Here is a 13943-nt window from a genome sequence, read left to right as displayed (position 1 = left end):
AAATGAAATTTGACGAATCAAGGCTGAGCGGGCCACACGCCGAACTCGCAAAACTGGTCGGCGAATGGCAGGGCCCGACGAAAACCTGGTTCGAGCCCAATGTCGTGGCGGACGAATCGCCGATGACCGGCAGAATGACAGCGATACTCGGCGGTAGATTTGTCCTTCACGAGTATCAAGGTGAAATGCTGGGCAAACCGTTCGAGGGCGTGGCGATCTATGGATTTGACCTCGCGACTAAGAAATTTCAAGCGGCGTGGGTAGATAGTTTTCATATGTCCACGGCGATCATGCTTTCTGAAGGTGATCCAGGCGACAGGTTCTCGGTGAACGGATCGTATTATACGGGACCGGAAACGCCGCGTTGGGGCTGGCGGACCGAGATCGAGATTTTGGACGGCGATAATATCGTATTGACGGCATTTAACGTCTCGCCTGAGGGCGAAGAGGCTAAGGCGACCGAGACCAGATATACGCGAAAGAATTAATGTCAGAACAGATAAAAGTAACGATAAACGAGCAGGAATTTGACGTTGACGCCGGTGCGCGGCTGATCGACGTGTGCCGCGACAAAGGGTTTGGTGTTCCTTCGTTTTGCTATTACCACGACCTCGAGGTCCAGGCCTCTTGCCGTATGTGTTTGGTGCGGATCGACAAAATGCCCAAGCTGCAGACCTCGTGCACCATCAAATGTACTGACGGCATGGTCGTTACCACCGAGTCCGAAGAGGTAGAAAAGGCTCAGCGAGCGATGGGCGAATTCTTGCTGACCAATCATCCGCTCGATTGCCCCGTTTGCGACCGCGGCGGCGAATGCGAGCTGCAGGAGGTCATCTTCGACTGGGGAGATGTCGAACAGCGATTCAGCGAGAAGAAGAATGCCGACCCCGAAAAATATCTATCGCCGATCGTCGCCAACGACCCGCAGCGGTGCATCTTGTGCAAACGATGTACGCGTGTGTGCGATGAATGGATGGGCGAGGACGCGATCGAGGCAGGGAACCGCGGCGTTAATACCGTCATCGGTACATACGGCGGCTGGCTAAACTGTTCGCAATGCGGCAACTGCATCGAGGTTTGTCCGACGGGAACGCTGCTCGACGGCGTTTACCGCCACGAAACCCGGCCATGGGAACTCGAACAGACCGTCACGACCGACGTTTACGGCTCGGACGGTATGCAGCTTTCGATCGGTTCGCGTTCAGGCAGGGTCCATCGCATCGTCGCACGCGACCGTTACGTCAACGGCCTGAACGGCGAATTTCTCGATGTCAAGGCACGTTTTGCCCACGAATTCGTCAACCACGATGATCGCATAAAAACGCCGATGATCCGCTATTCGAAAGGCGGAAAGCTCATTCCGGCGACATGGGACGCGGCGATCAAATTTGCGGCTGACAAATTAAAGGAGCACGGCAAGAACGTCGGCGTCATTGCCAGTCCGAGGCTGACGAACGAAGCGATATTCACGCTCGCCCGTTTTGCGAAAGAAGCGGCCGGAAGCGATAATATCGCGGTCTCAGACGTGTCCGACCTCGCACCGGTATTTGAAAATCTAAGTGTCCCGCTCTGCACGCACAAGGAGATCCGCCACGCCAAAACGATCGTTCTGATCGGCGGCGAGCCCGAAGAAGAACAAAGCTATACTGCCAAACAGATCCGACAGGCCGTACGAAATGGCGGTGCGAAATTCATCTGCGTCAACGACACCCCGATCAACCTTTCGCGGCGTGCAATGCAGTTCATACATGTCAACTCAGGTTCTATCGATGCGTTTGCATTGGCGTTTGCGGACGGCGGAAGCAGTTCAATGGCAGCGGGCAAACTCGGGATCGACGCGAGCGAGATCGATGCCGTCCGAAAAACGATCAGCGAGACCGTCGGCGATCTGATCATCATGTTCGGATGCGAATTATCGGCTGAGGCTCAGGCTGCGATCGCGGCTTCGGCGTCAGGATTTGCGGCGGAAGATCGCCGAGTAACGCTTCATCCGCTGCCGAGATACAACAACTCTGTCGGTGCGAACGACATGACGCCGGGGCGGCGATCAGTTGATGACGTTGTTAAAAATTCAAAAGCATTGCTGATAGGCGGCAGCTTGCAGGACGCGGGCGTGCTTAGTGGAAAAGACTTTGTGGTCGTACAGGAGCTTTTCCAGACCGAGACGACCGATCACGCAGATGTGGTCTTTCCGGCGGCGAGTTTTGCTGAGGTCGACGGCACATTTACTAACAATGCGGGCAATGTACAGCGTGTCCGCAAGGCTATCGAGCCGGTTCATCAGTCGAAACCCGATTGGATGATAACGGCAATGATCGCACGCGAAATGGGAGCCGAAATTGCCCCGGACTGGTCGGCATCGTCGGTTTTCCGCAACCTCGCAGATGCGACGCCGGCGTACGAGGGCCTGCGTTATCCGGCATTGAAGGACGAATCGGAACCCGTCCAGGCGAAATATTCGGCGGCAGGCGGCGACGTTTCAGCTCACGTCAATGCCCTCAAGGCAAAGGTCGAAGCGATGGCCGATGTCGCGGAAAAAATTACAGACGTACCAAAGGTCGGCCACAAACTGCACCGTTTGACGACGATGACCAGCAAGACACGGCAGTTTCACCTGCTTGCTCACGGCAATCCAAAGCCGGCGAATCTACTGGTGTCGCCGCTTATCCAGTTCGGTCTGGATGGCGTGTCCAAGGAAGAAGGGTTGGCCGAGGCCGCCGCCGTAGGAGTGTCGGACCGATCCGCGCCCGGTAAATAGTTTTTGATATGGAATCTGCTTTAAAAATTGCATTTCCTTTTATTGTGATCGTGGTCGGGATAACCGCTGCGTTTGGCGGTGTGATGATGATCGTCGCCTATACCGTGCTTGCGGAGCGTAAAGTGCTCGGATGGATCCAGGGCCGAGTCGGGCCCAATCGCGTTGGCCCGTGGGGTCTTTTTCAGCCGTTCGCTGATCTGCTCAAGTTCATCTTCAAGGAAGATCTGACGCCGGATAAATCGACGAAGTTCGTATATTTTCTGGCTCCGTTGGTGGCACTAACTTGTGCATTGATGCCGATGGTCTTATATCCGTTCGGACCGACGATCAAGGATCCGCTGACGTGGGTTTCGCCTTACCTGATCTCGGCTGTTCAATGGATCCCGGCTGTCGGAGGTTCGCTTGTCGAAGCGGTCAACTGGCTCGTGCCGCAGGCGATGAATATGCCGCTCACCATCGCCCGGATCGACGTAGGAGTACTGTTTGTACTCGGGATCACGTCAGTCGGCGTTTACGGTATCGCACTAGCTGGTTGGTCATCGAACAGCAAATACAGCTTGATGGGCGGCCTTCGTTCGTCTGCCCAGATGATCAGCTACGAGCTCGCAATGGGAGCATCCGTCATTGGTGTCGTGATGCTGGCCGGAACTCTCGATCTCAACGGCATCATCAACGGTCAGATCAATTCGCCGTTCAAGTGGTATATCATCCCGCAGATCATCGGATTCTTTGTATTCCTGCTCGCGGCGTTTGCCGAGACCAACCGCGTGCCATTCGATCTGCCTGAGGCCGAGACCGAACTTGTTGCCGGTTTCCATACTGAATATTCGGCGCTCAAGTTCGCGCTGTTCTTTATGGCCGAGTACGTTAACATGTTCACGGTCTCAATGATGTGTACGGTGCTGTTCCTGGGCGGCTGGTACATTCCGGGCCTCGGCTGGCTCGCAACGGCGACCGGCCTCGAAGCGTGGATCGGATGGGGGACCGTCGGCTACGCCCTCATCAGCCATTTAGGGTTCATCGCGAAGATCTGTGGATTTTTGTTCTTGTATATCTGGATCCGCGGAACGCTGCCGCGATTCCGTTTTGATCAGCTGATGAATTTCGGCTGGAAGTTTTTGCTGCCCGTCGCGATCGCAAATGTGATCCTAACGATCGTGGTAGTTTTCTTTTTGAATCGGTAGGTTTTAATGCAGAGTTCGCAGTGGACGCAGGGTAGGAACTGCAATTCCATTGCATTTATCAATTGGTTTTCTCTGCGTTCTCAGCGGCCTCTGCGTTGAAAAAAGGTTCTTATGGTGGGAACGGTATTATTTTTTCTGTTTGCCGGCCTCGCGATCGCATGTGCGGTATCGATGGTCTATCACAAAAATCCGCTTTACAGCGCGATATCGCTGGTTGGCGTGTTTATCTCGCTGTCGTGCATTTATGTCACGCTGGCGGCGCCGTTCATTGCGGCGGTTCAGATACTGATCTATGCCGGGGCGATAATGGTCCTGGTCGTGTTTGTGATCATGCTCTTGAATCTGGACGACGACAAACCGCTCAACCGTTTGCGATACCTGTACGCACTAGGCGGCGGACTCGGAGTGATCTTGCTGGCACAGACGTTTTTTATCTTCTACGCAGTGATGAAGGCCCCGAACCATGCGGTCGATCCTGACACAACTGCAGGCAAGACAATGGATATCGGGCGTGCAATGTACAGCGAATATTTGCTGCCTGTCGAGATCGTCGGCGTACTGCTGATGATGGCGGTGATCGGATCGGTGATCTTGGCAAGGCGTCTGACGCAGCCGCAGCTCGAACTCGTGGTCGATCGTGAGTCGGAAAAGCATCACGATGCACAATAGGACGGATCTTGGATATCGAATTTTTGACTAATTAAGAAATGGAACCGAGTTTAGCCAGTTATTTGGCGTTATCAGGAATATTGTTCACGATCGGCACCGTCGGCGTTATTTTCAAACGCAACGCGATCGGGATGTTTATGTGTATCGAGCTGATGCTCAATGCGGTGAACCTGACCTTCGTGGCGTTCTCGCGTTATTACGCTGATACGACCGGGCAGCTTTTTGTCTTTATGGTAATGTCGGTGGCCGCCGCCGAAGCCGCCGTCGGCCTCGGCATCATCATCGCATTCTTCCGCAACAGCCGAAGTGTCGATGTCGATGACGCGAGTTTGATGAAGAATTAGTTTTATGAAACGGAATATCTCAATTCTTATCGGTCTTTGCTGTCTAATTGCGATAGGCGGAGATCGGGTTAATGGCCAAGCGAAGGCCGTCGATTTTAGCAGCATCAGCAGAGCGGAAATTGAACTGCTGCTTGCTGACGTTGCAGAAACAAATCCAAAGATCGTAAAACAACTTGCCGAAGATCCGGCAATGAAAACGAAGCAGATCGAAGATTTGAGAGAACTCCTCGCATTTGCCAGTCAAGCACTGCGTGACAGCCTGGCCGCAGATCCGATCAATAAGCAGGAGCTCGAAAACATTTATGCCGAGACCGTCGCCGTTAGTTACGATCGTGAGAAAAATAAAGGAAAGGCGGCGAAGCCGCCCTTCGGGTTTATTACCAAGGATCAGGTAAAGGCATATTGGGCAGAGAAAGAAACAGCCGGACAAAGATCTCACGAGGCTGAGTTTAACGATTTTTTGAATGCCAAGATCGCTCTCCTCAGGACAAGCTCTCCTGACATGAAAGATCGCGAGATCAGTAAGGTAGAAAAAGATCAGTCACGTGATGTTTTCGCTAAGATCCGTATCTACAAGGCCGAGTACGATCAGAAAGAGAAGGCCGGTACATTGCCGAAGCTATTTATTGACAAGACATATCTAAAGGTCAAGCTTCAACAGGCTCAGTTCCTGGCGCGGCTCTGCTCTGAAAAAATTGCAGAGCGGTCAAAAGCCACGGATGCAGACATATCAAAATATATAGCCGCACATCCGAATGATACGACGGCGAGCGAATTACCTGCTAGAGATTATGCGCGTAACAAAATAGAAGAAGATAATGAAAAAAGGCTGACTGCCGAGATCGTCGCTGCCAACAATATTCAGGTAGCTGACGATTTTACCGTGCCGGTGATGTCCCCGACGACAGTGAAAAAAGAGCCTGTTCCGTCGAAGCGGCCCGTAACGAAACGTCCTTAAGATTTTAGAATGACTGAAAATAACCTTTTAAGTCTAATTATTTTTGCCCCGCTTGCCGGTGCTTTGATCAATTGGTTGATCGGCGGGCGGCTGCGCAGCGAATTGTTCAGCAGTGTGGTCGCTTGCGGTGCGATCGTGGTCTCGATGGTCGTGGCGTTCATGATCGCGTTCGGCATCGGCACTCCGCACGCCGGAGCGTTGATCGACCCTCAGGGCAAGCCGATACTCGATCATTTGTGGACCTGGATACAGGTTGGCGGATTTCGCGCTGACTTCGGGCTCGGAATGGATGAACTGTCGGGCATTTATGCATGCTTTATCACTTTCGTCGGCCTGCTGATCCATATTTTTGCCGTCGGCTATATGAAGGGCGACAAAGGCTTTTACCGCTTTTTTCGCTTATCTCAACCTGTTCATGTTCTCGATGCTGACGCTCGTCCTGGCGGATAATTTCCTGCTGATGTTCGTCGGTTGGGAAGGCGTCGGCCTCTGCTCATACCTGCTCATTGGTTTTTACACCAAACGAAACGAAGCCCGCGAAGCCGCAAAGAAAGCCTTTGTCATGAACCGCATTGGCGACTGGGGCGTGCTGATGGGGATCTTTTTGATCTTCACGCTGACCGGGTCGATATCGTTCTTTGACAAGGTGGTTGACGGTGTACAGGTTCAGAGCGTCTTCACATTTGTCACGGAGCACATGGCGGCCGATCCGTTCACATGGGGAGCAATATTTACGGGCGGACTGACATCGGTGGCGGTGCTGCTGTTTATCGGTGCTACGGGTAAATCAGCTCAGATACCGCTGCTCACTTGGCTTCCCGACGCGATGGCCGGCCCGACGCCGGTTTCGGCACTTATCCACGCGGCGACGATGGTCACGGCCGGTGTTTATCTGGTCGTCCGTGCCAATGCGATCTATCAATTTGCCCCGACCGCGATGTGGATCGTTGCGGTGATCGGTGCGGCAACGGCGATATTTGCGGCCACGATCGCCATCGCCCAAAACGATATTAAGAAGGTCCTTGCCTATTCGACGGTCTCACAGCTCGGATTTATGTTCCTTGCGGCCGGCGTCGGAGCGTTTACGGTGGCGATCTTTCACGTGATGACGCACGCCTTTTTCAAAGCTCTCTTGTTCCTCGGTTCGGGCTCGGTCATTCACGGCATGCACCATGAACAGGACATGCGAAAGATGGGCAACCTGAAAAAGCACATGCCCATTACGTGCATCTCGATGGCGATGGGCTGGCTCGCGATCTGCGGCATACCGATCTGGGCAGGATTTTTCTCAAAGGACGAGATCCTGTACAAGACGTTCGCGGCAGATAGATATTTCCCGGCAGGTGTGTTCCCGGGCGAAGAATTCTTGTGGGGAATTGCAGCGATCACGGCCGTTCTGACCGCAGTCTATATGACCCGAATGATGGTCATGACATTCTGGGGGACTGAGCGTTTTCACGACGTTCTGCCTGAAGAAGCTCACGCCCATGCCGCCGCCGCCCACGACGAAGAGCACGATGCCGCCCACGACGACGCGGACGACGACGACGAGCATCATCACGCTCTGCCGGCCGGTTTCAAACCGCACGAATCGCCGTGGGTGATGACAGTGCCGCTGATCATATTGGCATTCCTCTCGACGGTCGGAGGTTTGATCGGCGTGCCGTACGCGATGAGTTCGCTGGTCGGTATCAAGGAAGCGAACGCGTTCGAACATGTGCTCGAGCCGGTCGTTGCCGAAAACAAAATGGAAACGGCGATCGCCGCAAAGGAAAATGCAAAGGCTCACGAACCTGCAGTGGTGCAAAAGGAAAGGCTGCTCGCCGGGCTTTCGGTCGTGATGGCGGTCTTTGGTATTGCGATCGGCTGGTTTGCGTTCCGCAGCAACCCGCTACGCAAGATGCCGAAGATACTCGAACAGAAATGGCGGCTCGACGAACTCTACAACGGCTATATTGTCGATCCGATCACAAGACTGTCCCGCGAGGGATTGTGGAAGGGGTTTGACCTCGGATTTATCGACGGCATCGTCAACGGCATCGGCGGTTTTGTGATGGAGATGGGCAATGTCGTCCGGGGACTTCAGGTCGGCTATGTCCGGAGCTACGCGGCCGTCATCGTCGTCGGAGCTTTGATAGTTGTTGGTTATTTTATTTACTACGGATTGAAATTGGTTAGTTAAAAGGTTCAGAGTGCAAGCTTTAGCTTGTCTCGACACTACGACAAGACAAGCTAAAGCTTGCACTCTGAACATTAAATATGGATTTTATTTACGACAATCTCTTAGCGATCCTGATCCTTCTGCCTGTAATTGGTGCGGTGCTGACGCTCGCACACCAGATGTTTTGGAAGCAGGAAGGCCAGATCAAATGGCTGACGCTTGGTTTTACGCTGGTAAACTTTGTGGTTTCGCTGCTGATGTTCGCAAAACCGGCCGCGGCCTCGGGCAGCTATATGTTCGAGATGAACGCTCCGTGGATACGGGCGATCAATACCAATTTTCACGTCGGCGTTGACGGGCTGAGCTTTTGGCTGTTGATCTTGACGACGTTCATCATGCCGATCGCTGTGATCTCGACATGGAATGCGGTCGAGAAGCGCGTGACGGCGTTTTACGTCTTTCTGCTGCTGCTCGAATCGGCGATGATCGGCGTCTTTGTGTCCTTGGATCTGCTTGTTTTCTATCTGTTTTTCGAAGCTTCGCTCATTCCGATGTTTTTCCTCATCGGCATTTGGGGCGGCGAGAACCGCATCTACGCAGCGGTCAAGTTCTTCATCTTTACCGCACTCGGCAGTTTGCTGATGTTGGTCGCGATCATCTCGCTGTACTTCATCTACGCCGATCAGACGGGCTTTGCCGGAACTTTCGATCTGGTGGCTATACAAAACGCGTTGAAGATCGGCACGATGAGTTTCAGCGGAGCAATGGCCGGAACAGGAACGCTGCTGTTCATGGCGTTCGCCTTGGCGTTTGCGATCAAGGTGCCGCTGTTCCCGTTCCACATGGCTGCCTGACGCACACACCGAGGCCCCGACGGCCGGTTCGGTGATACTTGCCGCAGTGCTGCTCAAAATGGGAACGTACGGATTGATGCGGTTCAATTTTGCCTTGTTCCCTGACCAGAGCCGCGAATGGGCGTGGCTGTTCATAACGCTCGCGATCGTCGGTATTATCTACGGAGCTCTCGTCGCGATGGTCCAGCCCGATGTAAAACGCCTCGTTGCGTATTCGTCGGTCGCCCACATGGGCTTCGTCATTTTAGGGATGTTCTCGTTCACTGAGGCCGGAATGCAGGGTGCCCTGTTCACGATGCTGGCCCACGGCGTTACGACCGGTGCGTTGTTCCTGCTCGTCGGATTCATCTACGAACGCCGTCATACGCGGGAGATCACGCAGTTCGGCGGGATTTCGAATGTGATGCCGATCTACGCGACCATTTTCGTTATCACGACGATGGCTTCGATCGGCCTTCCGTTCCTCAATGGATTCGTCGGCGAATTTCTGATCATGGTCGGAATGTTCAAATCGACCGTTCTCGGAGTGACGGCCGCCGTCAACTGGAACATCATCGCGACCATGGCGGCGGGAACCGGCGTCATCTTTGCAGCCGTTTATTTTGCTTTGGATGGTTCAGCGTGTGTTTTTCGGCAAGGTCACGAATGACAAAAACAAGTCACTCGCGGACCTCAGCTGGCGTGAGATCGGGCTGATGATACCGCTGATCGTGTTGATGGTCTATATGGGTGTATTCCCGAAACCGTTCCTGAGCCGCTCTGAAAGTGCGGTCAAGGCGATCGAAGCGAATGTGATGCATCAGGGCGGCGGCACGATCGACAAGGCCGATCTGGAACCGAAAGCGGCTCCGAAAGTAGAGACCGAAAAGGCGGGGCATTGATTTGAAAAGAACGTTCGCCATCTGTTTTGCGGCCTTGATGCTGTTTGCCCATGCAAACGCACAGACGTTTTACGGTACGACGGACCTGCAGACATTTCGCGACGGGCGCGACAAGGAGTTTCGCAACAAAGAGGAATCGCCGCTAAAGGCGGAGGACTTTGCGAAATTCAAAGGGCTGAACAATTATCCGTTCGACAAAGCGTTTCGCGTAACTGCGGTATTTGAACGGACGGCCGATGAGAAATATTTTCAGATGCCGACGTCGTCGGGAATTACTAAGAAGTTCGTCAAATACGGAGTTTTGACATTTGTGATCGGCGGCAAACAGCAGCGTCTGAGCGTCTATCAGACCGACGCCGAGACGCTCGCAAAGTTTCCGGAATATGCTGACCTGCTGTTCGTGCCGTTCAGAGATCCGACGAACCGGGTCGATACTTATGGCGGCGGACGGTACATTGACATTATGGAGCCAAAGGGCAAACCGGTTACGCTCGATCTTAATCTCGCGTACAATCCGAATTGTGCCTATGGCAGCGACAAATACAATTGCCCGATACCTCCAAAGGAGAACACATTAGAGGTTTCGATCACGGCGGGCGAAAGAAGATACATATATTCCGGCTATGACAAGACACATTAGCTTGGGGTATTGAGACCAAAATGAACACGTTTTTTCTATCAGAATTAGTTCCGCCGAATGCGAATTTAACGATCATTCTGCCTGAGATGATCGTCGCTATCGCGGGCGTCGTCGTAATGATCTACGACAGTTATTTTCCGAAGCAGCGTGCCGTTTCGGGCGTGATCGCATTGCTCGGCCTCGTTGCCTCGGGCGTCATGCTCGCAATGTCATGGGGCAGTGCGGCACCGGCAAATGCGTGGGGCGGCATGATCGCTCATGACAATCTGCGGCTAAGCTTCTCGTTCGTGTTCCTCTTTGTCTCGGCGATGACAGTGCTGATATCGACCGTTTGGGTCGAACGCGAGGACGTTCCGGCCGGCGAATATCGCACTGCTGCTGTTCGCCACATTCGGCATGATGATGATGTCAGCCGGCAATGATCTCGTTGTTATCTTCCTCGGCCTCGAAACGCTTTCGATCGCGACCTATGTAATGGCAGGATTGCGTAAGGCCGATCTGCGTTCCAACGAATCGGCGATGAAGTATTTCATCCTCGGTTCGTTCGCGTCTGCATTTTTGCTATACGGAATGGCACTTACATATGGTGCGACAGGCGAGACAAATCTGACGGCGATCGCGCAAAAAATGTCAGATCCGAACTTTCCCGCACTTCTTCTAATTGGTGCGGCGATGATGATCATCGGATTTGGATTTAAGATCGCGATGGCCCCTTTCCATGTCTGGACGCCGGACGTGTACGAAGGTGCCCCGACGCCGATCACCGGTTTCATGGCCGCCGGGCCAAAGGCGGCTGCCTTTGCATCTTTCATGCGTTTTTTGTTCTCGGTTTCCGTTGGTCGCGGGTGTTCAGGTCTCGGGCTATTTGCACACGACCTGGATCACGACCGTTGCGGTCCTCGCGATGCTCACCATAATCGTCGGTAATGTAGCCGCGATCATGCAGTCGAGCGTCAAACGCATGCTCGCCTATTCGTCGATCGCTCACGCAGGATATGCTCGTCGGATTTGTCGGTGCAGGCCTCTCAACGACCACCGAACAGCGTGATACCGCGATTGCCGCAGTTGCATTTTACATGCTGACGTATGCCGTGACGAACCTCGGAGCGTTTGCCATCGTCACGCTTCTCTCGCAAAAGAACGACCGCCGGACCGAGTTCGAAGATTACAATGGTATCGGTTTCCGATCGCCTGTCCTTGCATTTTCGCTCTCGCTTTTCATGCTCTCATTGCTGGGCATGCCGCTGACGGCCGGATTTATCGGCAAGGTCCTCGTTTTCCGTCCGGCACTTGAGGCGGGCAACACAATGGTCACTATCCTTGTCGTGGTCGCCGTTCTCGGCTCGGCCATTTCTGCTTACTACTATCTGCGGCTGATCGTTGTGATGTTTTTCAAGGACCGCACCTCCGATTGGCATACTCCCAAGATGGCGGCACCGCTGACCGCGGCATTGGTGATCACTGTGCTTGGTGTTTTTTACTTCGGCATTTTCGGCGACAGTGTGATCTCTAAATTTGCCCAGTCGCCGGCTGCAGGTATCGTCCGGGCCGAAAAGTAGTACCGCTCGATGGACGTCATTTCAGAGATCAAGCTAGGCCTTGCCGACGAGTGGCTTCCGGCTATATACGAAAACAAGGTTCGCCCCGGACGCACACGTTCGGTCCATATCGACGTGCCCGTTCGCGAGAACGCGGCCGAAATTCAATACACACTTCTCGAATCCGAACTTAAGGTCAGTAAGCGCCGATTCGCCTGCCCCGATCTGGCTGCGGCCCGTTACATGCGCATTTTTTGCGAGGATCGGATCGACGGATTTCGCACTGCCATACGACATCACCAGACCTCGCCGCTCGCGGATGAGCTCGAGACCGCGTGGCATCGGGCGTTGTTATTGTCCGAGGAAAAGTCGCAAACATTGTCTGAGAAAGCACGCAAACGGGCGCAATCAACTGGTCAAAGCGGATGAGAACCGAGATCGCCGCGATCGGTGCTGGCGATGTAATGCCGGCGTTCGATACGGCGACGAGGCAGCGTCGGAGTTAGACGATGCCGTATTACGACGACGATGGTAACGAGATCGACCCGACGGGAATTCCGGTCCCGCGGATGTGCTTGATGGGCGAAAAAAGGACGATCCGGACGAAGAGATCTTGTGCACCAACCGGCTCGATCAGGCGGACGAGCCGCATTTCAAGTGCGGGGCGTTCGTCAGCCTTTACGGAGCGTTGATTGATGATATAATCGAGTGATGCGCGTTTGGCGTAATGTGAATACGATCTCAGTGACCTATGTTTGATGCAGTGGCAAAGGCAACTGAATCTGAAAAGCTTCCGTTCCCGTACAATAAGAGCACTTTCTGCCGGTACGAGCCGATCGAGAAGAAGATCGACTTTGCCAAGGTCTTGATCGTCAACGACCTGCTGCGTTACGATTCGGATCTGTCCGATCTTGCCCGAAAGGACTGGAACGGGTCGACCGAGCAGCGGCTCGAATTCGAACGCCTTGTCTCGGGCATGGCCTGCAACAATATTGCAAAAAATGTTCTGCGTCTCGTCAAAAATCCCAAGACGATGACCGTTCATCTCTCAGAGATCGCTGATGCGGCAGAGAAGTTTCGCCCCGATGCGATCGTCATGAGCGGCACCTACGCCGATTTTGATTACTACAACCCCGAGCACATTGCGAGTTTTGCGGATTTTGTGAAAGAGACAAAGATCCCGATCCTCGCCATCTGTGGAGCTCATCAGTTGGTAGCGATCTCATTTGGAGCAAAGCTCAAGACGCTCGATGACCGCGAACTCGCCGATAAACGCACAGACCGCGTTGTCGAATATCAATATCGTTTCGTCAAGATCGTTGACAAGACCGACCCGATCTTTGAGGGCAATGACGACGACCGATCGGGCATCTGGCAGACTATACGACGCAGGACGATATCCTGCGAGTCTGGCAGAACCACGGCGTCCAGGTCGACGGCGTGCCCGGCGGATTCAAATTACTCGCGACATCATACCTCTGTAAAAACCAAATGATGGTCAGGAAAACCGACGATCAGCTCATCTACTGCGTACAATTTCACCTCGAGAAATCCTTCGAAGATTGGTCAAAGAACCGACCCGCTGGGAACACCAGAACGAAAGCCGCGACGGCCGTATCCTATTCGAGAATTTTCTGAAACTCGCTCTCGAACATCGAGCTGATTCCTGATCTGCTCTGACGATCAAAACGCAAGACATCCAACGTTAGGCGAACGCACCTCAGTTTTCAAAAGAAATGTCGAGGCCTGCGTCACCCTTCTTTCCCTTTAATCAGAGCCCCAACTTCTCTCGTTCTTTATTCTGGTCAACTATTAGCATCGCCGAGCGGTGCGGATCTTTTGTCATTTGCCGGTTTACGTTTTTAGGATTTCGATGAATAATTAGGAGATTTATTTTTCAGATCTCAGAAAAACACAAAAGGAGAAAATGATGAAAAAACTTTGACCTTATCGCTT

Annotated in this window: 14 protein-coding genes and 2 pseudogenes; all 16 read left to right on the top strand. The window is 53.3% G+C overall.

Annotated elements, in window-relative coordinates; genetic code table 11:
• The first annotated feature begins 2 nt into the window (after positions 1-2).
• The 16 genes and pseudogenes from IPK01_13160 to IPK01_13085 all read left to right on the top strand — a co-directional run bounded on the left by IPK01_13160 (position 3) and on the right by IPK01_13085 (position 13482).
• Complete coding sequence (locus tag IPK01_13160; GenBank protein ID MBK7934407.1) at positions 3-488, top strand: DUF1579 domain-containing protein; 486 nt, start codon at positions 3-5, stop codon at positions 486-488.
• Complete coding sequence (locus IPK01_13155) at positions 488-2758, top strand: molybdopterin-dependent oxidoreductase (protein MBK7934406.1); 2271 nt, start codon at positions 488-490, stop codon at positions 2756-2758. The genes IPK01_13160 and IPK01_13155 overlap by 1 nt, the downstream gene beginning before the upstream one ends.
• A gap of 8 nt (positions 2759-2766) precedes the next feature.
• Complete coding sequence (nuoH, locus tag IPK01_13150; GenBank protein ID MBK7934405.1) at positions 2767-3942, top strand: NADH-quinone oxidoreductase subunit NuoH; 1176 nt, start codon at positions 2767-2769, stop codon at positions 3940-3942.
• Between the two features lie 111 nt (positions 3943-4053).
• On the top strand, positions 4054-4611 hold the full coding sequence (locus IPK01_13145; protein MBK7934404.1) for an NADH-quinone oxidoreductase subunit J: 558 nt from the start codon (positions 4054-4056) through the stop codon (positions 4609-4611).
• Between the two features lie 38 nt (positions 4612-4649).
• Complete coding sequence (gene nuoK, locus IPK01_13140) at positions 4650-4955, top strand: NADH-quinone oxidoreductase subunit NuoK (protein ID MBK7934403.1); 306 nt, start codon at positions 4650-4652, stop codon at positions 4953-4955.
• A gap of 4 nt (positions 4956-4959) precedes the next feature.
• On the top strand, positions 4960-5913 hold the full coding sequence (locus tag IPK01_13135) for a hypothetical protein (GenBank protein ID MBK7934402.1): 954 nt from the start codon (positions 4960-4962) through the stop codon (positions 5911-5913).
• A 9-nt stretch (positions 5914-5922) separates the two neighbouring features.
• Positions 5923-8095, top strand: a pseudogene (nuoL, locus tag IPK01_13130) (NADH-quinone oxidoreductase subunit L).
• A 77-nt stretch (positions 8096-8172) separates the two neighbouring features.
• Positions 8173-9809: pseudogene (locus tag IPK01_13125) on the top strand (NADH-quinone oxidoreductase subunit M).
• A gap of 37 nt (positions 9810-9846) precedes the next feature.
• On the top strand, positions 9847-10449 hold the full coding sequence (locus IPK01_13120) for a DUF1684 domain-containing protein (protein ID MBK7934401.1): 603 nt from the start codon (positions 9847-9849) through the stop codon (positions 10447-10449).
• A 20-nt stretch (positions 10450-10469) separates the two neighbouring features.
• Positions 10470-10871, top strand: a complete 402-nt coding sequence (locus IPK01_13115; protein ID MBK7934400.1) for a hypothetical protein — start codon at positions 10470-10472, stop codon at positions 10869-10871.
• Positions 10846-11376, top strand: a complete 531-nt coding sequence (locus IPK01_13110) for a hypothetical protein (GenBank protein MBK7934399.1) — start codon at positions 10846-10848, stop codon at positions 11374-11376. The genes IPK01_13115 and IPK01_13110 overlap by 26 nt, the downstream gene beginning before the upstream one ends.
• A complete protein-coding gene (locus tag IPK01_13105) occupies positions 11354-11497 on the top strand; it encodes a hypothetical protein (protein MBK7934398.1) in 144 nt (47 codons plus the stop codon). The genes IPK01_13110 and IPK01_13105 overlap by 23 nt, the downstream gene beginning before the upstream one ends.
• Positions 11445-12008, top strand: a complete 564-nt coding sequence (locus IPK01_13100; protein MBK7934397.1) for a hypothetical protein — start codon at positions 11445-11447, stop codon at positions 12006-12008. The genes IPK01_13105 and IPK01_13100 overlap by 53 nt, the downstream gene beginning before the upstream one ends.
• Positions 12009-12017: 9 nt before the next feature.
• Positions 12018-12416, top strand: a complete 399-nt coding sequence (locus tag IPK01_13095) for a hypothetical protein (GenBank protein MBK7934396.1) — start codon at positions 12018-12020, stop codon at positions 12414-12416.
• An 80-nt stretch (positions 12417-12496) separates the two neighbouring features.
• Complete coding sequence (locus tag IPK01_13090) at positions 12497-12679, top strand: hypothetical protein (protein MBK7934395.1); 183 nt, start codon at positions 12497-12499, stop codon at positions 12677-12679.
• Positions 12680-12738: 59 nt separating this feature from the next.
• Complete coding sequence (locus IPK01_13085; protein ID MBK7934394.1) at positions 12739-13482, top strand: hypothetical protein; 744 nt, start codon at positions 12739-12741, stop codon at positions 13480-13482.
• Positions 13483-13943: the final 461 nt, after the last annotated feature.

Source organism: Acidobacteriota bacterium, assembly GCA_016713675.1.
Taxonomy (GTDB): Bacteria; Acidobacteriota; Blastocatellia; order Pyrinomonadales; family Pyrinomonadaceae; genus OLB17.
Note: the sequence above shows the minus strand (reverse complement) of the source record. Positions and strands in the feature narration are given on the sequence as shown.